Annotated in this window: 20 protein-coding genes; 8 read left to right on the top strand and 12 right to left on the bottom strand. The window is 71.9% G+C overall.

Annotated elements, in window-relative coordinates; translation table 11 throughout:
* Window positions 1-11: 11 nt before the first annotated feature.
* A complete protein-coding gene (locus tag ACIP94_RS13870; protein ID WP_402424187.1) occupies window positions 12-854 on the bottom strand; it encodes an Fpg/Nei family DNA glycosylase in 843 nt (280 codons plus the stop codon).
* Window positions 855-943: 89 nt separating this feature from the next.
* Window positions 944-5941 (bottom strand): ATP-dependent helicase, encoded by a 4998-nt coding sequence (locus ACIP94_RS13865; protein ID WP_402424184.1) that lies wholly within the window; start codon window positions 5939-5941, stop codon window positions 944-946.
* Window positions 5942-6039: 98 nt separating this feature from the next.
* Between ACIP94_RS13865 and ACIP94_RS13860 the strand changes: the two genes are divergently transcribed.
* From ACIP94_RS13860 to ACIP94_RS13850, 3 genes are read left to right on the top strand one after another with little or no spacing between them, the layout of a single operon-like run.
* On the top strand, window positions 6040-6921 hold the full coding sequence (locus ACIP94_RS13860) for an AraC family transcriptional regulator (protein WP_402424181.1): 882 nt from the start codon (window positions 6040-6042) through the stop codon (window positions 6919-6921).
* A gap of 10 nt (window positions 6922-6931) precedes the next feature.
* Window positions 6932-7714, top strand: a complete 783-nt coding sequence (locus ACIP94_RS13855; RefSeq protein WP_402424178.1) for an AzlC family ABC transporter permease — start codon at window positions 6932-6934, stop codon at window positions 7712-7714.
* A complete protein-coding gene (locus tag ACIP94_RS13850) occupies window positions 7711-8019 on the top strand; it encodes an AzlD domain-containing protein (protein ID WP_402424175.1) in 309 nt (102 codons plus the stop codon). The genes ACIP94_RS13855 and ACIP94_RS13850 overlap by 4 nt, the downstream gene beginning before the upstream one ends.
* 60 nt (window positions 8020-8079) lie before the next feature.
* On the opposite strand, the gene ACIP94_RS13845 is transcribed toward ACIP94_RS13850, so the two are convergent.
* Window positions 8080-9024, bottom strand: a complete 945-nt coding sequence (locus ACIP94_RS13845; RefSeq protein ID WP_402424172.1) for a hypothetical protein — start codon at window positions 9022-9024, stop codon at window positions 8080-8082.
* A gap of 79 nt (window positions 9025-9103) precedes the next feature.
* Between ACIP94_RS13845 and ACIP94_RS13840 the strand changes: the two genes are divergently transcribed.
* Window positions 9104-9298 carry a DUF3046 domain-containing protein gene (locus tag ACIP94_RS13840; RefSeq protein WP_402424169.1) on the top strand — a complete coding sequence of 65 codons (195 nt, stop codon included), beginning with the start codon at window positions 9104-9106 and terminating at the stop codon, window positions 9296-9298.
* 61 nt (window positions 9299-9359) lie between these two features.
* A complete protein-coding gene (locus ACIP94_RS13835; RefSeq protein ID WP_402424166.1) occupies window positions 9360-10574 on the top strand; it encodes an AI-2E family transporter in 1215 nt (404 codons plus the stop codon).
* 13 nt (window positions 10575-10587) lie between these two features.
* On the opposite strand, the gene ACIP94_RS13830 is transcribed toward ACIP94_RS13835, so the two are convergent.
* The gene (locus ACIP94_RS13830) at window positions 10588-11436 is read right to left on the bottom strand and encodes a hypothetical protein (protein ID WP_402424163.1); all 849 of its coding nucleotides are present in this window, start codon (window positions 11434-11436) and stop codon (window positions 10588-10590) included.
* A gap of 336 nt (window positions 11437-11772) precedes the next feature.
* On the opposite strand from ACIP94_RS13830, the gene recA reads away from it, so the two are divergent.
* Together recA and recX are read left to right on the top strand one after the other, a co-directional pair.
* The gene (recA, locus tag ACIP94_RS13825) at window positions 11773-12900 is read left to right on the top strand and encodes a recombinase RecA (protein ID WP_402424160.1); all 1128 of its coding nucleotides are present in this window, start codon (window positions 11773-11775) and stop codon (window positions 12898-12900) included.
* A 3-nt stretch (window positions 12901-12903) separates the two neighbouring features.
* Window positions 12904-13680 carry a recombination regulator RecX gene (recX, locus tag ACIP94_RS13820; RefSeq protein ID WP_402424157.1) on the top strand — a complete coding sequence of 259 codons (777 nt, stop codon included), beginning with the start codon at window positions 12904-12906 and terminating at the stop codon, window positions 13678-13680.
* A 228-nt stretch (window positions 13681-13908) separates the two neighbouring features.
* Here recX and ACIP94_RS13815 read toward each other — a convergent pair whose 3' ends face one another.
* The 8 genes from ACIP94_RS13815 to ACIP94_RS13780 all read right to left on the bottom strand — a co-directional run bounded on the left by ACIP94_RS13815 (window position 13909) and on the right by ACIP94_RS13780 (window position 20518).
* Window positions 13909-14310 carry a rhodanese-like domain-containing protein gene (locus ACIP94_RS13815; protein WP_402424155.1) on the bottom strand — a complete coding sequence of 134 codons (402 nt, stop codon included), beginning with the start codon at window positions 14308-14310 and terminating at the stop codon, window positions 13909-13911.
* Window positions 14307-14855 (bottom strand): cysteine dioxygenase, encoded by a 549-nt coding sequence (locus tag ACIP94_RS13810; RefSeq protein WP_402424152.1) that lies wholly within the window; start codon window positions 14853-14855, stop codon window positions 14307-14309. Before ACIP94_RS13810 ends, ACIP94_RS13815 begins: the two co-directional genes overlap by 4 nt.
* A gap of 71 nt (window positions 14856-14926) precedes the next feature.
* A complete protein-coding gene (locus ACIP94_RS13805; RefSeq protein WP_309506048.1) occupies window positions 14927-14974 on the bottom strand; it encodes a hypothetical protein in 48 nt (15 codons plus the stop codon).
* Between the two features lie 181 nt (window positions 14975-15155).
* Window positions 15156-16832, bottom strand: coding sequence for an FAD-dependent monooxygenase (locus ACIP94_RS13800; RefSeq protein ID WP_402424150.1), 1677 nt, complete (start codon window positions 16830-16832; stop codon window positions 15156-15158).
* A 346-nt stretch (window positions 16833-17178) separates the two neighbouring features.
* Window positions 17179-18063, bottom strand: coding sequence for an amino acid ABC transporter permease (locus tag ACIP94_RS13795; RefSeq protein ID WP_402424147.1), 885 nt, complete (start codon window positions 18061-18063; stop codon window positions 17179-17181).
* A complete protein-coding gene (locus tag ACIP94_RS13790; RefSeq protein WP_402424144.1) occupies window positions 18060-18725 on the bottom strand; it encodes an amino acid ABC transporter permease in 666 nt (221 codons plus the stop codon). Before ACIP94_RS13790 ends, ACIP94_RS13795 begins: the two co-directional genes overlap by 4 nt.
* Before the next feature lie 77 nt (window positions 18726-18802).
* Window positions 18803-19642: a glutamate ABC transporter substrate-binding protein gene (locus tag ACIP94_RS13785; protein WP_402424141.1), complete on the bottom strand. Its 840-nt coding sequence runs from the start codon at window positions 19640-19642 to the stop codon at window positions 18803-18805.
* 99 nt (window positions 19643-19741) lie between these two features.
* Window positions 19742-20518: an amino acid ABC transporter ATP-binding protein gene (locus ACIP94_RS13780; protein WP_402424139.1), complete on the bottom strand. Its 777-nt coding sequence runs from the start codon at window positions 20516-20518 to the stop codon at window positions 19742-19744.
* A gap of 365 nt (window positions 20519-20883) precedes the next feature.
* Between ACIP94_RS13780 and ACIP94_RS13775 the strand changes: the two genes are divergently transcribed.
* Window positions 20884-21570 (top strand): response regulator transcription factor, encoded by a 687-nt coding sequence (locus ACIP94_RS13775; protein WP_402424136.1) that lies wholly within the window; start codon window positions 20884-20886, stop codon window positions 21568-21570.
* Window positions 21571-21577 lie beyond the last annotated feature (7 nt).

The following is a 21577-nucleotide window of genomic DNA, read 5'->3' as shown; positions in this document are numbered from 1 at the left end:
CTGACGGGCCGTCAATTAGCTGTGCGGGAACGGCTGCCGCGCAGGTCCCCGGGGCGCGGCAGCGGAGCCGGGCCCCACTGGCAGGCCGGGCACCAGTAGGTGGGGCGGTCGCGGGAGCCGTCGCCCTGGTCGGCCACCCGGATCGGGGTGCCGCAGTACAGACAGGGACGGGGCGCACGCCCGTACACGAACAGGTTCTGCCCGCGCCGCCCCGTGGTGTTGCGCGCCGGGCGGTCGCGGTTGGCTTCCAGAAGCCGCCGGGCGAGGGCGGGGAGCTGTGCGACGTGCTCGGCCGGGAGGTCGCCGACGGGCAGCCACGGGGTCACCCGCAGCAGAAAGCACAGTTCGCTCTTGTAGATATTGCCGATGCCGGCCAGATTGCGCTGGTCCAAAAGGGCCTCGCCGAGGGAGCGGGCGGGGTCGCGCAGCAGGTTCTCCCGCGCCAGCGCGGGATCCCAGTCCGGCCCGAGGAGGTCGGGGCCGAGGTGGCCCACGGCGCGGTCCTCGTCGGCGGTGCGGAGCAGTTCCAGGACGGGCAGGCGATAGCCGACGGCCGTACGGTCGGCGGTGCCGAGGATCGCCCGGATCTGGTGGGCCGGGCCGCCGCTCCAGCGCTGCCCTGCCGCGAAGATCTTCCAGGCGCCGTCCATCTTCAGATGGGAGTGCAGGGTGAGTCCGCCCTGGATCCGGGTCAGCAGGTGTTTGCCGCGCGGGGTGACGTCCAGGACGGTACGGCCGGTGAGGTCGGCCGTGGCGTACCTGGGCACCCGGAGGTCGGAGCGGGTCAGCACCTTCCCCGCGAGCGCCCCGTGCAGACGCTTCGCGGCCAGATACACGGTGTCGCCTTCGGGCATGGGTCAAGGGTGACACGTCGGGACGGCGCGGTGGCGGGCCGATGGCCGGGGCAGCGGACCCGTACTGTCGCCGGGGTGCCGCACAGGGCTCACGCGCGGATGCGCAGGCCCCGCGGAGTCGCGATGAAACCCGCTCCTTCCAGGAGGATGCCGAAGGGGGACGACAGGGCGGAGGCGCCGTTGACGCGCTCCACCGTGACCGTGCCCAGGGAGCCCGCCCGCGCTGCCGCCCCGAGGGCCTCGGCGGCCGCACGCAGCCGCGTGTCCTCCGTCGGCTTGCCCTCCGGGTCCACGGGCCAGGCCAGCAGGGTCTTGCCGCCGCGCTCCATGTAGAGCGCCAGTTCGCCGTCGACCAGGACCACCAGCGAACCCGCCTTGCGCCCCGGCTTGTGCCCCGCGCCCGTGGGCGGCTCGGGCCAGCCGAGCGCGGCGCCGTACGCGTTGGCCGGGTCGGCGGCCGCGAGGACCACCGCGCGGGCGGGGCCGGTGGAGCGGGTCCGGTTCGGCGGCAGCCCCGGCCCGCGCTGTCCGTACGGCGGACGGAGGCCGGATTCCACGCCCGCCCCGGAGCCGGAGCGCGGACCTCCGAAACCCGGTGCGGACAGCGGGTCGGGGATCGCCGGGCCCGTGTCGAAGGGGTCGCCGAAGCCGGCGGTGGGTGGGCCCTCGAAGCCGTCGTGGTCTTCTGTGCCGAAGGGGCCGTCCGGGGTGTCGTCGTAGCCGGTGCCGAAGGGGCTCTCCGGCGAGGGCGCGTGGCCCCCCGGGAACCCGTTCGTGAAGCCGTCGGCGAAGCCGTTGCCGGCGCCGGATGCCGCGCCGGGCAGCGGTTCGCCTCGGTCGCGGGCGTTCGCCACCGCGCGCAGTCGGTCCACCGCGCCGTCCATCGCGAACTGTGCCGCACCCAGCCCCTCGACCACATAACCACGCCGGGCCTGGCCGCTGTCCTCGAAGGCGGACAGGACGCGGTAGACGGCCGAGAAGCCGCCCTCCACGCCTTCCGCCGCCACCGCGCCCCGGGTCACGACGCCGTGCCGGTCCAGCAGTGTCCGGGCCAGGGCGTGGGCGCGGACGGTGGGGTCCGCCTCACGGGAGGGCAGCAGCGACCAGCGGCCCGCGACGGTCGGCGGTCCCGTACGGGACTGGGGGCGGGCGGCGGCCGTGAGCGATCCGTACCGCCCGCGCGGGACCGCGCGCTTGGCGCGGTGGGCGGTGGAACCCGCGGTGCGGCCCGAGCCGAGCAGCGATCGCATCGGCGCCAGCGTGTCGTTCGTCAGCCGGCCCGACCAGGCCAGGTCCCAGATGGCGTCGGCCAGCTGGGGGTCCGTGACGTCCGGGTGCGTCGTGGCCCGGACCTGGTCGCCGATCTGCCGGAAGAACAGGCCGTAGCCCCCCGAGAGGGCGGCCAGGACCGACTGGTGCAGCGCGGTCAGCTCCAGGGGGTGCGGGTCGGGCAGCAGCAGGGGGGCCGCGTCGGCGAGGAAGAGGGAGATCCAGCCGTCCTTGCCGGGCAGCGCGCCCGCACCTGCCCACACCACCTCGCCGGCGGCGGTCAGCTCGTCCAGCATCGCGGGCGTGTAGTTCGCGACACGGGACGGCAGAACGAGCTTCTCCAGGGCGGACGCGGGCACGGACGCGCCCTGGAGCTGTTCGATGGCGCGCACCAGACCGTCCACGCCCCGCAGACCGTGCCCGCTGCCGACGTGCTGCCACTGCGGCAGGAACTGTGCCAGCGCAGCCGGAGGCACCGGCTCCAGCTCGTGCCGCAGCGCCGCCAGCGAACGCCGCCGCAGCCTGCGCAGCACGGTCGCGTCGCACCACTCCTGGCCGATCCCCGCGGGATGGAACTCTCCCTGGACGATTCGGCCGGACGCCGCGAGCCGCTGCAGCGCGCCCTCGGTGACGGCCACCCCGAGACCGAACCGCGCTGCCGCGATGGCCGATGTGAAGGGGCCATGCGTGCGCGCGTAGCGCGCGAGAAGATCTCCGAGCGGGTCCTTGACCGGCTCGGTGAAGGCCTCCGGGACGCCCACCGGCAGTGCCGTGCCCAGCGCGTCCCGCAACCGGCCGGCGTCCTCGATCGCCGCCCAGTGGTCGGTGCCCGCGATACGGACCTTGATCGCACGGCGGGCGGCGGCCAGCTCCGGGGCCCAGTGCGGCTCGGCTCCCCGCTCCACCAGCTCGGCGTCGGTGAGCGGGCCCAGCAGCCGCAGGACGTCCGCGACCCCCTCGATGTCCTTGACCCGCCGGTCCTCCGTGCGCCACTGCAGCTCTCGCTCCAGCTCGGTCAGCACCTCGGTGTCGAGCAACTCCCGCAGCTCCGCCTGGCCCAGCAGCTCCGCCAGCAGCCGGGAGTCCAGCGACAGCGCTGCGGCGCGCCGCTCGGCGAGCGGGGAGTCCCCCTCGTAGAGGAACTGAGCGACGTACCCGAACAGCAGTGAGCGGGCGAACGGGGACGGCTCCGGGGTGGTGACCTCGACGAGCCGTACCTTGCGTGACTCGATGTCGCCCATCAGCTCGGCGAGACCCGGAACGTCGAAGACATCCTGCAGGCACTCGCGGACCGCTTCGAGGACGATCGGGAACGAGCCGAACTCACTGGCCACCTGGAGCAGCTGGGCGGCGCGCTGACGCTGCTGCCACAGCGGAGTGCGGCGGCCGGGGTTGCGCCGCGGCAGCAGCAGCGCACGGGCCGCGCACTCGCGGAACCGGGACGCGAACAGCGCCGACCCGCCGACCTGGTCGGTGACGATCTGGTCGACCTCGCCCTTGTCGAAGGCGACGTCCGCCGCGCCGACCGGCGCCTGCTCGGCGTCGGCCGCCGTATACAGGGGTGCGCCCGCCTTCACCGGCTCCTGGTCGAGCAGGTCCAGGCCCATCAGATCCGCGTCCGGCAGGCGCAGCACGATGCCGTCGTCGGCGTGCATCACCTGGGCGTCCATGCCGTACCGCTCGGCCAGCCGGGCGCCCAGCGCGAGCGCCCACGGGGCGTGGACCTGAGCCCCGAACGGGGAGTGCACCACGACCCGCCAGTCGCCCAGCTCGTCACGGAATCGCTCCACGACGATCGTGCGGTCGTCCGGGACATGGCCGCAGGCCTCGCGCTGCTCGGCCAGGTACGACAGCACATTGTCCGCCGCCCAGGCGTCGAGTCCCGCCGCGAGCAGCCTCAGCCGCGCGTCCTCCTTCGGCAGCGAGCCCACCTCGCGCAGGAACGCGCCCACCGCACGGCCCAGTTCCAGCGGCCGGCCCAGCTGGTCGCCCTTCCAGAAGGGCAGCCGGCCGGGGACGCCGGGCGCCGGGGAGACCAGCACACGGTCGCGCGTGATGTCCTCGATCCGCCAGGAACTGGTGCCCAGGGTGAACACGTCCCCGACCCGGGACTCGTACACCATCTCCTCGTCCAGCTCACCGACCCGGCCGCCGCCCTTCTTCGGGTCGGCTCCGGCCAGGAAGACCCCGAAGAGCCCGCGGTCCGGGATCGTGCCCCCGGAGGTGACGGCGAGCCGCTGGGCGCCCGGGCGGCCGGTGATCGTGCCCGCCACCCGGTCCCACACCACGCGCGGGCGCAGCTCCGCGAAGGCGTCCGAGGGATAGCGGCCCGCCAGCATGTCCAGGACCGCGGTGAACGCCGACTCGGGGAGCGAGGCGAAGGGGGCCGCCCGGCGGACCGCGGTGAGGAGGTCGTCGAACTGCCAGGTGTCGAGCGCCGTCATGGCGACGAGCTGCTGGGCGAGCACATCCAGCGGGTTCGCCGGAATCCTGAGCGACTCGATGGAGCCGGAACGCATCCGCTCGGTGACCACGGCCGCCTGGACCAGGTCGCCCCGGTACTTGGGGAAGACCACGCCCGTGGAGACCGCTCCGACCTGGTGCCCCGCACGGCCCACGCGCTGGAGCCCGGAGGCCACGGACGGCGGTGACTCCACCTGGACGACGAGGTCCACCGCGCCCATGTCGATGCCCAGCTCGAGGCTTGAGGTGGCGACCACGGCGGGCAGCCGGCCCGCCTTCAGGTCCTCCTCGACGAGGGCACGCTGCTCCTTGGAGACCGAGCCGTGGTGGGCGCGCGCGAGCACCGGCGGCGCTCCCTGCGCCGCACCCGAGCCGCCCATCAGCTGGGCCGGGGAGTGGTGCTCGTCCAGCGACTCGCCGGTGGCCCGCTCGTAGGCGATCTCGTTCAGCCGGTTGCACAGCCGCTCCGCGAGGCGGCGCGAGTTGGCGAACACGATCGTCGAGCGGTGGGCCTGGACCAGATCGGTGATCCGCTCCTCGACATGAGGCCAGATGGACGGGCGCTCGGCGCCTTCCGACCCGTCGCTGACCGGGGAGCCGCCCAGCTCACCGAGATCCTCCACGGGGACCACGACGGACAGGTCGAACTCCTTGCCGGACTCCGGCTGGACGATATCCACCTTGCGGCGCGGAGAGAGGAAGCGCGCGACCTCGTCCACCGGGCGGACGGTGGCCGACAGGCCGATGCGGCGCGCGGGCTTCGGCAGCAGCTCGTCGAGGCGCTCCAGGGACAGGGCGAGATGCGCACCCCGCTTGGTGCCCGCCACCGCGTGCACCTCGTCCAGGATCACGGTCTCCACGCCCGTCAGCGCATCGCGCATGGCGGACGTCAGCATCAGGAACAGCGACTCCGGTGTCGTGATCAGGATGTCCGGCGGGCGCGTGGCGAGGGCGCGGCGCTCCGAGGCCGGGGTGTCGCCGGAGCGGATGCCGACCCTCACCTCCGGCTCGGGCAGGCCGAGCCGGACCGACTCCTGGCGGATGCCCGTCAGCGGACTGCGCAGATTCCGCTCGACGTCGACCGCGAGGGCCTTCAGCGGGGACACGTACAACACCCGGCAGCGCTTCTTGGGATCCGCGGGCGGCGGGGTGGACGCCAGCTGGTCGAGCGCGGCGAGGAACGCGGCCAGCGTCTTGCCGGAGCCGGTGGGGGCGACCACGAGCACGTCCGAGCCCTCGGCGATGGCGCGCCACGCCCCGGCCTGGGCCGCGGTGGGCGCGGAGAACGCCCCCGTGAACCAGCCGCGGGTCGCGGGGGAGAAGCCGTCGAGGGCTCGGTGTGCAGGACTGGGCATGCGTCCATCCTGCACCCGGCCACTGACAATCCCATCTGACCTGCACAAAAGCCCGGCCAGGCGGCCGGAAGGTGTGGGCCGTGCCGCAGAATGGAGGCATGGCAGGTTCCGGCGAGCGGGCACGGCACTGGCGGTACGAGGAACTGCCGGGCGTCGACCTGTTGCGGGCCCGCTACATCCACAAGACGTTCGTGCGGCACACCCACGAGAACTTCGTGATCGCGGCCATTGCCGACGGCGTCGAGATCTTCCACCACGGCGGTTCGGACCAGTACGCGGGCCCGGGAGCCCTGGCGCTGGTCAACCCCGACACCCCGCACACGGGCCGGGCCGGCGTGCCGGAGGGCTGGCGGTACGGGGCCGTCTACCCCTCGCCGCAGCTGGTGGCCGAGATCGCCGCCGAGACCACGGCCATCCGCGGCACCCCCGGCTTCACCAGTCCCGTCCTCGAGGACCCGTATGCGGCCGGCCTGGTCCACGAGGTGCTCCGGGCCACGGACGAGGGCAACGCGCTCGCCGCCGACACCCTGCTGCGGGTCGCCGTGACCCGGCTGCTGAGGCTCAACGGCGGGCCGATGCCGCAACGGGCCGTGCGCACCGCGGGAGCCCGGGCCGCCGCACGCGCGCGTGCCGTGCTCGAGGAGCGGATGGCGGAGCCCCCGAGCCTGGAACGGCTCGCGGCCGAACTCGGCGCCAGTCCCTTCTCGCTGCTGCGTGCCTTCCGCGACGCCTATGGGATGCCGCCGCACACCTGGCTGACCGACGCCCGCGTGCGCCGGGCCCGGCGTCTGCTGGACGCCGGGACGACGCCCGCCGAGGCGGCCGTCGCGGTGGGCTTCACCGACCAGCCCCACCTCAACCGTCACTTCACGCGGATCGTGGGCGTCCCGCCGGGGGCGTACCAGCGCGAGCGCAGGGGGACGGTGTCCGCGCCGCGGGGCGCAAGAACGTACAAGACCCGGGAGCGTGAGCGCTCGTAGCCTCCGCGGCGTGGCAGAACAGAGCGCTCTCGCGACCCTCCACAGGGGAGACGGTGAAAAGCCGGACGCCGCCGTCGTCCGGGACGCCCTCGGCGTCGGGGTGGCCGTCGGCCTGTCCGGTTTCGCCTTCGGGGTGACGTCGGCCGGCAGTGGACTCACCCTGCTGCAGACCTGCGCGCTCAGCCTCCTGGTGTTCACCGGCGCCTCGCAGTTCGCGCTCGTGGGCGCGCTCGCGGCGGGCGGCAACCCGTTCACGGCGGCCGCGGGCGCCTTCTTCCTGGGCGTGCGGAACGCGTTCTACGGGCTGCGGCTGTCGCAGTTGCTGGCCCTCCCGCGCGCGGTGCGGCCGTTCGCCGCGCAGTGGGTGATCGACGAGACCACCGCCGTGGCGCTCGCCCAGCCGACCCGGCGGAGCGTCCGCCTCGGCTTCACCGTGACCGGGCTCACCCTGTACGTGCTGTGGAACCTGACCACGCTGCTGGGGGCCCTCGGCGCGCAGGCCATCGGCGACACCAGGGCATGGGGGCTGGACGCCGCCGGGCCCGCGGTCTTCCTGGCGCTGCTCGCGCCGATGCTGAGGACGGCCACGGAGCGTGCCGTGGCGGGCGCGGCCGTCGTGCTGGGGCTCGGGCTGCTGCCGGTCCTGCCCGCCGGTGTGCCGGTCCTGGTGGCGGCGCTGGCGGCCCCGGTCGTCCTCTTCCTGGAGGGCCGGCGGACGGCGGCGAACGCGCGGGGCGCACAGACCGAGGCCGTGAAGAGGGCCGACCAGGCCCAAGGGGGAGAAAACCGTTGAACGTCTGGATCGCGATCGGCGTCACCGCCGTCGGCTGCTACGCCGTCAAGCTCCTCGGACTGCTCGTGCCGGCCGGGCTCCTGGAGCGGCCGCTCGTCCAGCGGCTCGCGGCCCTGCTGCCCGTCGCCCTGCTGGCCGCCCTCACGGCCCAGCAGACCTTCGCCGACGGCCGTGCCCTCGTACTCGACGCCAGGGCGGCGGGGCTCACCGCGGCCGCCGTCGCCCTGCTCCTGCGCGCCCCCTTCCTGGTCGTGGTCGGCGTCGCGGTCGTGGTGACGGCGGGGCTGCGCGCGCTCACGGGCTGAACGAGCGGCCCGCCCGCCCTCAGGGGCGTCGGCAACCGGCGGGCGAGCCGGCCCGGGGCCTCAGCCGATGGCCCGCCCGTAAGCCCGGAGGGTGAGCAGCGCCTCGACGGTCACCATGGGGCGGCATTCCAGGGCCGTGCCCGGAGCCCACCGGCGCCACCGGATGGGCCAGCCGCCGTCCTCTTGCTGCTCGGCCGTGAGGTGGTCCAGGGCGCGGTCCATCTCCTCGTCGGTGAACCACGCGCGCGCGAGGGAGTCCGGTGTCCGCGCGAAGTCGTACGCGAAGTGGTGCTCGCCCGGCGCGTACCCGGGGGCGACCGGGTACGCCTCCGGACGGCCGGGGTCCAGGCACACGAGCCGTTCCTCCCGCACCAGGCGGCCCAGCCGGTCGGCGGCCGCCTGCGCGCGCGGCCGGTCGGGTGCCGAGTCCAGGAACGCCACCGCCGCCTCCACCTCGTAGGGATGCGTCTTGCGCAGGGACTCGACCGCCTGCCAGCAGAAGTCGGTGGCCCGGAACAGCCACGCGTGCCACACCTCGTTGCGGTGCAGCAGGCCCACCACCGGGCCGGTGGCGAGGAGGTCGCTCGGCGGGTCGTCGACAACGGGCACGAAGGGGGCGGCCGGGTAGCCACGCTGGCTGGGATGGATCGCCGGAAGGGCACCGTCCGATGTCGACACGGCGGTCAGGTAACGGCATACGCGCTCGGCCCGCTGTCCGCCGCAGCGCCCGATCGAGTCCAGGACGCGCAGCGCGTGGGCGGTGTGCAGGGGCTGGCTGACCGGGCCCCGCAGATCGGGTTCGAGGGCATGACCGTACCCCTCGTCCTCGTTGCGGTAGGCGGCCAGCGCGGTCTCCACCGGGTCGGCGCCGCCGCCCAGGAAGTGATAAGCGAAGCGGCGCTGCTCCAGCACGCGCGCGGTGAGCCAGATGAACTGCTCGGCGCGGGAGAGCGGGGTGTGCGCCGGGGGCGCAGCGGGGAGTGGGGATGCTCCGGGTTCGGCCATGGTCAGACCGTAGGACGGAAAGCCGTCCTGGCAAGCGGTCCCGGGCCGGGCCCACTCTCAGGGGCTGGATACTGGAGTCATGCGGTTGACGGTTTTCTGGCAGCGGATGGCGGATCACTTCGGTGCGGCGTACGCCGAGACCTTCGCGCGCGACCATGTGATGTCGGAGCTGGGAGGTCGCACGGTGCACCAGGCGCTGGACGCCGGCTGGGAGGCCAAGGACGTGTGGCGGGTGGTGTGCGGGGCCATGAACGTACCGCACGAGAAGCGCTGAAGGCGCACGAAGATCCGCAGGGCGGTCTCCGGTTGTCGGTCGCGTCGGGGAGACTTGCTCCGTGGCCCCGACAGACGAGACCGCACAGGTCCCCCGGCAGGAATCACCGCTCGGCACGCCCCCGTCCGACCGGACCCCGGCGAGTGACGGCGCCGTGCCGGCCGCGCGCATGCCGCGGTGGCTGCCGCGCGCCATGGTGCTGGCGCTCGCCCTCATCGCCGTGTTCCAGCTGGGCAGCTGGGCGTTCCACCAGCTCACCAGCCTGCTGATCAACGTTCTCATCGCGTTCTTCCTGGCGCTCGCCATCGAGCCCGCGGTGAGCTGGATGGCCTCCCGTGGCATGCGCCGGGGACTGGCCACCTTCCTGGTCTTCCTCGGTCTCACGATCGCCGTGGCCGGGTTCGTCACCCTGCTCGGCTCGATGCTCGCGGGCCAGATCGTCAAGATGGTCGAGGGCTTCCCGGCCTATCTCGACTCGTTGATCAACTGGATCAACTCGACGTTCCACACCCACCTCAGACGCGTGGACGTCCAGGACAGCCTGGTCCACTCCGACTGGCTCAGGAAGTACGTCCAGAACAGTGCCACCGGTGTGCTGGACGTCTCCGCGCAGGTGCTGGGGGGCCTCTTCAGGCTGCTGACCGTCGCCCTGTTCTCGTTCTACTTCGCCGCCGACGGGCCGAGGCTGCGGCGCGCGCTGTGCTCGGTGCTGCCGCCGGCCCGGCAGGCCGAGGTGCTGCGTGCCTGGGAGATCGCGGTCGACAAGACGGGCGGCTATCTGTACTCGCGTGGTCTGATGGCGCTCATCTCGGGCATAGCGCACTACGTCCTGCTGGAGGCGCTGGGCATTCCGTACGCCCCCGTGCTCGCCGTCTGGGTCGGTCTGGTCTCGCAGTTCATTCCCACCATCGGCACCTATCTGGCGGGCGCCCTTCCGATGCTGATCGCCTTCACCGTGAACCCCTGGTACGCGGTGTGGGTGCTGGTCTTCGTCGTGATCTACCAGCAGTTCGAGAACTACATGCTCCAGCCCAAGCTGACCGCGCGGTCCGTGGACATCCATCCCGCGGTCGCCTTCGGCTCGGTCATCGCGGGCACCGCCCTGCTCGGCGCGGTCGGCGCGCTGATCGCCATCCCGGCGGTCGCGACGCTCCAGGCGTTCCTGGGGGCGTATGTGAAGCGGTACGCCGTCACGGACGACCCGCGAGTCCACGGGCACCGGCCCCGGGGCTCCGGAAGCGCCGCCGTGCGTCTACGGCGGTTCTTCCCCCGCTGAACACCGCCGGGACTCACCAGGTGAGTGCCGCCCAGACTCCCGCGCCGAGCACGGCGGCCGTGTAGGCGCCGACCGCCGCGCGCAGGACGCGCCGCCTGGCGGCGGCGCTCCAGGCGGTGCGGGACAGCAGCCAGGCCAGCGCGGGCAGCACCAGCACGGCGTGCAGGCTGACGCCGTGCAGGGGCTTGAGCGGGGCCGTCGAGTGGTACGCCGCCTCCTGGTGCCCGGTGCGGGACAGCATGACCCCGCGCGCGATCATCACCGCCCCCGACAGCAGCGCCACCATCAGGATCGCGAAGCCGGAGCGCAGCGCGAGCGGCATGCCCGAGGGGCCGCCCGGCCGGTGCCGGAACGCGGCCGCGGCGAACGCCGAGAGCACGACGACCAGGACGCCGCCGCCCACCGCGAGCATCATCGCGACCGCGGTGTCGAAGGGCGTGGAGGTGTTGAGGTGCGAGGGCACGTGACGCCATGCCTGGAGGGTGATCCCGGCGACCTCCACGACGCAGTCGGCGGCGAAGACGACGAGCAGCACGGTGCGCGGCCGTCCACCGATGCGCACGTACGAGGTCACCCAGGTGACCGCGATCAGCGTCAGCCCGAACGAGAGTCCGAACGTGACGGGCTTGCGCCAGGAGACCGGCCCGTCCCAGGGGCCGCCGTCGACGGCGAACACCAGCAGATGGGCCAGCCCCGACAGCACGAGGGTGGTGCCGGTCGCGAGACAGAGGCGTTCACCGGGGCGGGCGGCGTGCCACACGGCGCTCGTCCGGCCGGCGGGGACGGGGGCGGTGGCGATGACGGTGGCGGCCGTCCGGTCCGGGGCGGTGGTGGTGTGGAGGCGGGTTCCGTGTCGGTCCATGGGGACAGCGTCGGGGCCACGGGAGGCCGGGTCGTCCTACCGCAGGAGACTCCTGCCGTACGCCCCGGGAAGCAGCGCCCGCCACCGCGGGCGGGCACCGGCATTGTCGGTCCCTGAACGTAGGCTCGGATACGCCCGCGGTGCGCTTGACACGAAAATCGAACATCCATTCTTATGGAGCCTCCGGCTCGGCTCTCCGCGGGGATTTCCACAGGGGTTTGGTGGAGAAGTGCCCGAGTTATCCACAGGCCGGACGAGCGTCAGGGCGCATTGTCAGTGGCAGGCGTTAGCGTCTTTGACGTGAAGCGATCGACTCAAGCAAACCGGGTGGAACCCATGGCAGGTACCGACCGCGAGAAGGCCCTGGACGCCGCGCTCGCACAGATTGAACGGCAATTCGGCAAGGGCGCGGTCATGCGCATGGGCGAGCGGTCCAAGGAGCCCATCGAGGTCATCCCGACCGGGTCGACCGCGCTCGACGTGGCCCTCGGTGTCGGCGGCCTCCCCCGCGGCCGAGTGGTGGAGATCTACGGACCGGAGTCCTCCGGCAAGACGACCCTGACCCTGCACGCGGTGGCGAACGCGCAGAAGGCAGGCGGCCAGGTCGCCTTCGTGGACGCCGAGCACGCCCTCGACCCCGAGTACGCGCGCAAGCTGGGCGTCGACATCGACAACCTGATCCTCTCCCAGCCGGACAACGGCGAACAGGCGCTGGAGATCGTGGACATGCTGGTCCGCTCCGGTGCTCTCGACCTCATCGTCATCGACTCCGTCGCCGCGCTCGTCCCGCGTGCGGAGATCGAGGGCGAGATGGGCGACAGCCACGTGGGTCTGCAGGCCCGTCTGATGAGCCAGGCCCTGCGGAAGATCACCAGCGCGCTCAACCAGTCGAAGACCACCGCGATCTTCATCAACCAGCTCCGCGAGAAGATCGGCGTGATGTTCGGCTCCCCGGAGACCACGACCGGTGGCCGGGCGCTGAAGTTCTACGCCTCGGTGCGTATCGACATCCGCCGCATCGAGACCCTGAAGGACGGCACGGAAGCGGTCGGCAACCGCACCCGCTGCAAGGTCGTCAAGAACAAGGTCGCCCCGCCCTTCAAGCAGGCCGAGTTCGACATCCTCTACGGACAGGGCATCAGCCGTGAGGGCGGCCTGATCGACATGGGTGTCGAGCACGGCTTCGTCCGCAAGGCCGGCGCCTGGTACACGTACGAGGGCGACCAGCTCGGCCAGGGCAAGGAGAACGCGCGCAACTTCCTGAAGGACAACCCCGACCTGGCCAACGAGATCGAGAAGAAGATCAAGGAGAAGCTGGGCGTCGGCGTGCGTCCCGAGGAGCCCGCCGCCGAGCCGGGCACGGACGCGGCGAGCGGCACGCCCGCGGCCGAGGACCCCGCCAAGACAGCGCCCGCGTCGACGGCCAAGACGACCAAGGCCAAGGCCCCGGCGGCCAAGAGCTAGCCCGTGACACGACGAACCGACTGGGCCGAGTACGCCTTTCCGGTGGCCCCGCAGGGGCGGGGGAGCCGGAGCGTGGGGGGAGCGGTCGGGAGCGGCGACGGGGCGTACGACGACATGCGAGGCGACGCGGAGGCCCAGGGGGCGGGCGCTCCGCGTGAGGACGGCCATGCCCGAGGGGGACGCGGACGAGGGCGGCGGCGCGGCTTCGGGGAGCCGGCCGACGGCCCACAGGACGGAGGGTCCTCTTTCTCGTCGAGGGCCGAGAAGGGGGAGCCCCCGGCGGACCCGGTGGAGCGGGCGCGGGCGATCTGCCTGCGCCTGCTCACCGGGAGCCCGCGCACGCGCAAGCAGCTCGCGGACGCCCTGCGCAAGCGGGAGATCCCCGACGATGTGGCGGAGGAGGTGCTGTCGAGGTTCGAGGAGGTCGGCCTCATCGACGACGGTGCCTTCGCGGACGCCTGGGTGGAGTCCCGGCATCACGGCCGGGGCCTGGCCCGCCGGGCGCTCGCGCAGGAGCTGCGCACCAAGGGTGTGGACTCCGCGTTGATCGACGAAGCGGTGGGACAGCTCGACACGGAGCAGGAGGAGGCCACCGCGCGTGAACTCATCGCCCGCAAACTGCGCGCGACACGGGGCCTGGACCGTGACAAGCGCCTGCGCCGCCTCGCGGGCATGCTCGCCCGCAAGGGCTACCCCGAGGGGATGGCCCTCAGGGTGGTCCGCCAGGCGCTGGAGGACGAGGGGGAGGAAACGGAGGGGTTGGGGGACGGGGAGTTCTGAGCCCAGGGGGCCGCGGCCCGGGGCTGTGATACGGCCCGGCTGGCGCGGGGGAGATGTGGTCCGGTCTCACCGGGTGACCCATGGCCGGTGCGACGAGCGTCATGGGGCCCGGTGGTACGTGGGCGACATGCGGTCCGGTGGGACTGGGCACGGGGCGCGAGCCCTGGACACGGTGGACGCGCGGGGGCGCCGATCGCGTTCAGGGCTCGACGGCCCGTCAGGCCCGGCCTACGGTGCCACCGGCAGCCCCGCCGCCTTCCAGGACTGGAAGCCGCCCACCAGGTCCGTGGCACGGTGCAGGCCCAGTTGGCGCAGGGAGGCGGCGGCGAGGCTCGACGCGTAGCCCTCGTTGCAGACGATCACCACGCGCAGATCGTGGCTCGTGGCCTCGGGGACGCGATGGCTGCCCTGGGGGTCCAGGCGCCACTCCAGTTCGTTCCGCTCGATGACGAGAGCGCCCGGGATCAGCCCGTCGCGGTCGCGCAGGGCCGCGTACCGGATGTCCACGAGCAGGGCCTCTCCGGCGCGTGCGGCATCGTAGGCCTCCTGGGCCTCCACGCGGTCGAGGTCCTCACGGACCCGCTCCAGCAACGTATCGATGTCCACGGGGTATTCGGGTAGCGACGTCACTGCCAGTCCTCCGGGCGCTCGACCTGCTCCAGGCGCAGTACCTGCCCCGTGCGACTGTAGCGGCGGATCTGCGGCAGGGGCGGGTAATAGGCGTGGACCGAGATCGCGTGCCGCTCGGTGGACTCGTTGAGCACCTCATGCACATGGTGCTGCCCGAAGGAGCGGCCGCTGCCCGCCGACAGGTGCCGCTCGCGGTCCACCCCCTCGGTGAGTTCCAGGGTCCTCCAGCCGTCGGACGGCAGCCGGGCCGCGAGGGAGTTCTCCTTGAGTTCACCCGACGCGGTGACGAAGGCGCCCACCGAGTCGGCGTGGTCGTGCCAGCCGGTGCCCGTGCCGGGCGGCCAGCCGATCAGCCATGCCTCGCTGCCGCCGGGACCCTCGAGGCGTACCCAGGTACGGCCCTCGGGGTCGAGCGGGAGCGAGGAGACCAGCTCCGTGTTCGCGGCCGTCCGGCGCGCGAAGTCCAGCAACTCCGCCTGGGTGGGGACGGAGACGGGCGTGGCAGGGACAGGGGAGACGGAGGAGACAGAGGGGTGCACAGACAACGGGACCGTCCTGAGGTTCGCGAGGGGCGCGGTGGTGCCAGACGGCGCGCGCGGGTGAAGGGGTGGCGAGATCAGCAGGACGGACGACACACGCAGCCCGCATAGCGGACGAGGTCCATATGGACCCTCCGCCACAGGCGCACACAGGTGTCGGTCACGATCCGGAGTAGACCATGGAGGTGGCAGCCGGTCAACTCACCGTCACCATGTGGACGTCACGGTGACCGTGCGTTCGAGGGAGGGCATTCCGCGACCCCTCAGCCCGCCGGGAATGCCCCATGAGCCCCGGTTCCATACCCTTCAGCCCGCGTTCGCCGCCGCCTGTTCCTTCGCCGGGCCGCCCAGCGTCGCCTCCGCCGCCTGGTACAGGTCCGCCGGCCGTACCCCGCTCAGGGCCGTCACCAGGTGTCCGTCCGGGCGGATCAGAAGCACCGTGTGGGCGGCCGCGCCCGGATAGCTCTCGGCGACCAGCAGTTCCGCGGGATGCGGCAGGGCCGTCACGGCCGCCGCCAGTCGGGGCATGATCCCGGCCGACACCCAATGCCTGCGCTCCCACACCCCGGTGCCCGGCGCCACGAGCACCACCAGCAGCGATCCGCGCCCGAGACGGTCCCGCAGCCGTACGAACGAACCGTCCTCGGCCGTCACCCGCACATCCGCGACCGGCGCCCCGGGCTCGGTGTTCACCTGCGCCTCCGACTCGCTCGGCGCGGGCTGGAGCGGTGAGCCGGCGTACGTGCCCGGCGCGCCCAGCGCCCCGCGCCCCAGATGGCCGTCCGCGAGCAGCGCGTCCTGCCCGCGCGCGGCCCCGGGAACGTAGGCCCGCAGGGGTCCGCCGCCGCGCAGCACCGGCAGTGCCTGATCGGCGGCGCGCAGGCGGGCGGCGACCACGGCGCGGCGCTCGGTCTGATAGCTGTCGAGCAGTGCCTCGCGCGAGCCGTGATGCCAGGCCAGCGCCAGCTTCCAGGCGAGGTTGTCCACGTCCCTGAGCCCCTCGTCCAGGCCCTGGGTGCCGAGCGCGCCGAGCAGATGCGCGGCGTCCCCGGCGAGGAAGACCCGGCCGACGCGCCAGCGGCGGGCGAGCCGGTGGTGGACGGTGTGCACGCCCGTGTCCAGCAGGTCGTAGGCGGGGGTGGAGCCCCCGTGCCAGCCCGCGAGCGTCTCCCGCACGAGGGTCACCAGCAGCTCGGGAGTGACCAGGTCCTTGCCCGGCGGCAGCAGCCAGTCCAGGCGCCATACGCCGTCGGGCAGCGGGCGGGCGCCGATCTCACCGACCGAGGGACCCGAGGTCCGCCACGGCGGCGTCCGGTGCAGCAACGCCTCGCCGGGCCAGGGAAGTTCGGTGCGCAGCGCCGCCACGGCATGGCGTTCCACGGCCGTGCGTCCGGGGAAGCGGACGTCCAGGAGCTTGCGCACCGTCGAGCGCGGTCCGTCGCAGCCGACCAGATAACTGCCGCGCCACCAGGTGCCCCGGGGTCCACGAGTGTGTGCCGTGACCCCGGACGGCTCCTGCTCCACGGAGTCCAGCCGGCTCTCCACCGCGACCTCGACCAGCCCCTCGCGGGCGATGGCCGCGCGCAGGGCGCCGGTGAGGACATGCTGGGCGATGTGCAGCGGGGCCGGCCCGTCGGCGATCTCGGGCTCCCCGGCCATGCCCTTCCGGGTCTCGGCGGCGCTGTATCCGCCGCCGCGCTCCTCCGTGCCACCGGCCGGTGCGAACACGACCTCCCGCATCGTGTGCTTGCGCCGCATCGACCGCCACCCGGTCCAGCGCAGTCCGGCCCCGGTGAGCGGCCCCCCGGCCAATCGTTCCATCAGCGCGGTGGTGTCCTCGCGCAACACGACGGTACGCGCGGCGCGCTGCTCGTCCTTGCCGGGGCCCTCGTCGAGGACGACGGACGGCACCTCCTGACGCGCCAGCGCGAGCGCGAGCGCGAGCCCCACGGGCCCCGCTCCCACGATGATCACCGGATCCACGGCGCGGCGCCCCCTGCCCTGAGCGGTGTCCTGAGGGACGTACGGGAACAGGCAGTTGGAGCAGGGTGCACGATCACAGAACGTATGCAACCCACTGCCGCTGCGCCCGTCAAGCGAGCAGGGCAGTGGCGTGACGCCACTGCCCTGGGGGACAGGCGGTTCGAGCAGCCGTCGCTCCGGCGGACGGGTCGGCCCAGGACCGAGCCCGGACCGGTGGAGGACCGACCAAGGGCTGGCGGAGGACCGACCAAGGACCGGCGGAGGGCCGAGCCCGGACCGGCGGAGGGCCGAGCCCGGACCGGCGGAGGGATGACTGAGGACCGGCGGAGGGATGACTGAGGAGCCGTCAGGCGGCGACGCCCGTCGCCTCCGCGCCCGCGACGGCCGCCGGCGCCAGGATCGCTCCGGTCGACTTCTTGGCCCGCCGCAGCCGCTTCTCCAGCCAGCTCGCGAACATCGACAGAGCGAAGTTGACCACAAGGAACATGAAGGCCACGATCGTGAAGCTGGCGATGGTGTTGGCGCCGTAGTAGGAACTCATCGGCGAGACGGCGGACAGCAGTTCGGGGAAGGTGAGGAGCGCGCCGCCGAGTGCCGTGTCCTTCACGGTCACCACCAGCTGGCTGACGATCGCCGGCAGCATCGCGGTGACCGCCTGCGGCAGCAGGATCAGCCGCATCACCTGGTTCTTGCGCAGACCGATCGCCAGCGCTGCCTCGGACTGGCCCTTCGGCTGGGCCAGAATGCCCGCGCGGACGATCTCCGCGAGGACGGAGGCGTTGTAGAGGACCAGGCCGGTGACCACCGCGTACAGCGGGCGATCGTCCGAGGCGACGTTCGTGTACTGGGCGAAGAGGGCGTTGCCGAAGATCATCAGAACGAGCACCGGAATGGCTCGGAAGAATTCCACCACGATCGCGACCGGAACCCTGATCCATGCGTGATCGGAGAGCCGGGCGATACCCAGGACCGCGCCCAGCGGCAATGCTATGAGCACCGCCAGGGCCGCCGCCTCGAGCGTGTTCTGCAGACCCGGCAACAGATACGTCGTCCAGGCCTCCGTCCCGCCGAAGAACGGCTTCCACTTCTCCCAGTCCAGCTGGCCCTTGTCGTCGAGGCTGGTGAACACCCACCACGCCAGACCGCCCAGGGCGGCGAGGAACAGCACGGTCCAGACGACGTTGCGTCGTTTGGCCCGGGGCCCCGGGGCGTCGTAGAGGACGGAACTCATCGCTTCACCGCCACCTTCTTGCCCACCCAGCCGAAGATCAGGCCGGTCGGCAGCACCAGGCACACGAATCCGAAGCCGATCACCCCGGCGATCAGCAGGAACTGGGCCTCGTTCTCGATCATCTTCTTCATCAGCAGGGCCGCCTCGGCGACACCGATCGCGGCCGCCACCGTGGTGTTCTTGGTCAACGCGATCAGCACGTTCGTCAGCGGGATCACGACCGAGCGGAACGCCTGCGGCAGGACCACGAGCGTGAGGACCTGAGTGAAGGTCAGCCCCAGAGCACGAGCCGCCTCCGCCTGCCCGACGGGCACGGTGTTGATGCCGGCCCGTAGCGCCTCGCACACGAACGTCGCGGTGTAGGCGCTCAGGCCGAGCACCGCCAGCCGGAAGTCGATGGTCTCGAAGTCCGTGGCGCCGAGATTGACCCCCAGGGTCTGGTTGAGTCCCAGGGAGGTGAAGAGGATGATCACGGTCAGCGGGATGTTCCGCACGATGTTCACGTAGGCGGTCCCGAAACCGCGCATCACCGGCACCGGGCCGACCCGCATCGCGGCCAGCAGAGTGCCCCAGATCAGGGAGCCGATCGCGGAGAGTACGGTGAGCTGCACCGTCCCCCAGAACGCTCCCAGCAGGTCGTAGCGATCAAGAAAGTCGAACATGAGGTCCCGCGCTTCCGCGTGTCGGACAGGCCGGGTGCGCCACCCGCAGCGGGCGGCGCACGATCGTCAGGCCCTGCTTACTGGACGATGTTGCCGATCTTCGGCGCGGGCTCGTTCTTGTAGCCGGCGGGGCCGAAGTTCTTCTCCACGGCGCTCTTCCACGAGCCGTCCGAGACCATCTTCTCCAGGGCGGCGTTGATCTTCGCCTTGAGGTCGCTGCCCTTCTTGACGCCGATGCCGTAGTTCTCGTTGGTCATCTTGAAGCCGCCGAGCTTGAACTTGCCCTTGAAGGCGGCCTGCGAGGCGTAGCCGGCGAGGATCGAGTCGTCGGTGGTCAGTGCGTCGATGGCACCGTTCTCCAGACCCGTCAGACATGCCGAGTAGGTCGGGTACTGCTGCAGCTTGGCCTTCGGGGCGAGCCTGTCGTGGACGTTCTGCGCCGAGGTCGAGCCCGTCACCGAGCACAGCTTCTTCGAGTTCAGGTCCGAGGGCGACTTGATCGTGTTGTCGTCCGCACGCAGCAGCACGTCCTGGTGGGCGAGCAGGTAGGGGCCCGCGAAGTCGACCTTCTGCCGGCGCTCCGGGGTGATCGAGTAGGAGGCGGCGATGAAGTCGACATCACCGCGCTGCAGCATGGTCTCGCGGTCGGCGCTCTTCGACTCCTTCCACTCGATCTGGTTCGCGTCGTAGCCGAGCTGCTTGGCGACGTACGTGGCGACGTCCACGTCGAATCCGGTGTATCCCTGCGGCGTCTTCTGGCCGATGCCGGGCTGGTCGAACTTGATGCCGATCTTGATGGTCTTGCCGCCGCCGGAGGACGATCCACCGTCCTTCTTGTCGCCGGAGCCGCAGGCAGTGGCGGCGGTGGCGAGGGCGAGCACGGCGGCCGTGGCGGCGGTGACCTTGCGGAACTTCATGGTGAACATCCTTTGGGTGGTGAAGGAAGACACGTCGTGGCGGCGTGGTGTCGGGGATCGCCGGGGCCGTGAACGGCCGTGAAAGGCCATGAAGGGCCGTCAGTGGTGCAGGATCTTGGCGAGGAAGTCCTTCGCGCGGTCGCTGCGCGGGTTGCTGAAGAACTGCTCGGGTGCGGCCTCTTCCACGATGCGGCCGTCGGCCATGAACACCACCCGGTTGGCGGCCGAGCGGGCGAAGCCCATCTCGTGCGTGACGACGACCATGGTCATGCCGTCCCGGGCGAGTTGCTGCATGACCTCCAGGACCTCGTTGATCATCTCGGGGTCCAGGGCCGAGGTCGGCTCGTCGAAGAGGATGACCTTGGGATCCATCGCCAGCGCGCGGGCGATGGCGACGCGCTGCTGCTGGCCGCCGGAGAGCTGCGCCGGGTACTTGTCGGCCTGGGTGCCGACGCCGACCCGGTCGAGCAGGGCACGGGCCTTCTCCTCGGCCTTGCCCTTGTCCGTCCTGCGGACCTTGACCTGGCCCAGCATCACGTTCTCGAGCACGGTCTTGTGTGCGAAGAGGTTGAAGGACTGGAAGACCATGCCGACATCGGCGCGCAGCCGGGCCAGTTCCCTGCCCTCCTGCGGCAACGGCTTGCCGTCGATCGCGATGGTGCCCGAGTCGATCGTCTCCAGGCGGTTGATGGTGCGGCACAGGGTGGACTTTCCCGACCCCGAGGGGCCGATCACCACGACGACCTCACCACGGGTGATGGTCAGGTCGATGTCCTGGAGCACGTGCAACGCGCCGAAGTGCTTGTTGACACTCTTCAGGACGACCAGTTCGTCGGTCGCGGCCACCGAGTCCTTGGCCACCGATGCTGCGGTCATTACTGGTTGGCTCCGTCCTCACTCGGTTTCGGAGGACAGTAATGACGCCGTGCGACCAGCGTCATTACATCTGAGGGAGATCTGAGCATCACGATCCGGTAGCGGTCGTTCACATGGGGTAGCCACCGTGCGCGGCCCGCGTACCGGCTGAATAACGGAAGGCGTCCGCAACCGGATCCCTCTTGACGCCGTCCTTGTTCATCGGCGTGACTGCCTTGGTGCACGCGCCCGCGTGCACACGTTCGCATGGATGACGTTTTCCACCGTCGGTGGATGACGCCTTTCCCGTACAGAGCGCGAGTCGGCTCTTGTACAGGCCGACATCGAACGGGACCGTGGGACCGAGACATCCGGAGGGGGCCGGCATGAGACTGCTTCTCGTCGAGGACGACAACCACGTCGCGGCCGCCCTGTCCGCCGTGCTGGCGCGGCACGGCTTCGAGGTCACACACGCCCGCAACGGCGAGGAGGCCCTGCGGGCGCTGGTCCCCGAGGGCGCCGGCTTCGGCGTCGTCCTGCTCGACCTGGGCCTGCCCGACCAGGACGGCTACGAGGTCTGCGGAAAGATCCGCAAGCGCGCCGACATTCCAGTGATCATGGTCACCGCGCGCTCCGACGTGCGCTCCCGGATCCACGGCCTGAACCTCGGCGCCGACGACTATGTGGTCAAGCCGTACGACACCGGGGAGTTGCTCGCGCGCATCCACGCCGTCGCCAGGCGCATCCCGCACCTGGACGACACCGGCGCCACCGAGACCGTGCTGCGCCTTGGTCAGGTGCACATCGAACTGCCCACCCGCCGGGTCAGCGTGGACGGTTCGGTGATCCAGCTGACCCGCAAGGAGTTCGATCTGCTCGCCCTGCTGGCCCAGCGCCCGGGCGTGGTGTTCCGCCGTGAACAGATCATCAGCGAGGTCTGGCAGACCAGCTGGGAGGGGACCGGGCGCACCCTGGAGGTGCATGTCGCCTCGCTGCGCTCCAAGCTGCGGATGCCCGCGCTGATCGAGACCGTGCGAGGCGTCGGGTACCGGCTCGTCGCCCCGGCCCTCTAGCGGGGGA

Source organism: Streptomyces sp. NPDC093261, from assembly GCF_044753645.1.
Taxonomy (GTDB): domain Bacteria; phylum Actinomycetota; class Actinomycetes; order Streptomycetales; family Streptomycetaceae; genus Streptomyces.
This window is presented reverse-complemented; position numbering and strand designations above follow the sequence as displayed.

Coding starts and splice junctions, on each gene's coding strand:
- ACIP94_RS13870 (WP_402424187.1), bottom strand. CDS start 854: ATGCCCGAAGGCGACACCGTGTATCTGGCCGCGAAGCGTCTGCACGGG.
- ACIP94_RS13865 (WP_402424184.1), bottom strand. CDS start 5,941: ATGCCCAGTCCTGCACACCGAGCCCTCGACGGCTTCTCCCCCGCGACC.
- ACIP94_RS13860 (WP_402424181.1), top strand. CDS start 6,040: ATGGCAGGTTCCGGCGAGCGGGCACGGCACTGGCGGTACGAGGAACTG.
- ACIP94_RS13845 (WP_402424172.1), bottom strand. CDS start 9,024: ATGGCCGAACCCGGAGCATCCCCACTCCCCGCTGCGCCCCCGGCGCAC.
- ACIP94_RS13840 (WP_402424169.1), top strand. CDS start 9,104: ATGCGGTTGACGGTTTTCTGGCAGCGGATGGCGGATCACTTCGGTGCG.
- ACIP94_RS13830 (WP_402424163.1), bottom strand. CDS start 11,436: ATGGACCGACACGGAACCCGCCTCCACACCACCACCGCCCCGGACCGG.
- recA (WP_402424160.1), top strand. CDS start 11,773: ATGGCAGGTACCGACCGCGAGAAGGCCCTGGACGCCGCGCTCGCACAG.
- ACIP94_RS13795 (WP_402424147.1), bottom strand. CDS start 18,063: ATGAGTTCCGTCCTCTACGACGCCCCGGGGCCCCGGGCCAAACGACGC.
- ACIP94_RS13790 (WP_402424144.1), bottom strand. CDS start 18,725: ATGTTCGACTTTCTTGATCGCTACGACCTGCTGGGAGCGTTCTGGGGG.
- ACIP94_RS13785 (WP_402424141.1), bottom strand. CDS start 19,642: ATGAAGTTCCGCAAGGTCACCGCCGCCACGGCCGCCGTGCTCGCCCTC.
- ACIP94_RS13780 (WP_402424139.1), bottom strand. CDS start 20,518: ATGACCGCAGCATCGGTGGCCAAGGACTCGGTGGCCGCGACCGACGAA.
- ACIP94_RS13775 (WP_402424136.1), top strand. CDS start 20,884: ATGAGACTGCTTCTCGTCGAGGACGACAACCACGTCGCGGCCGCCCTG.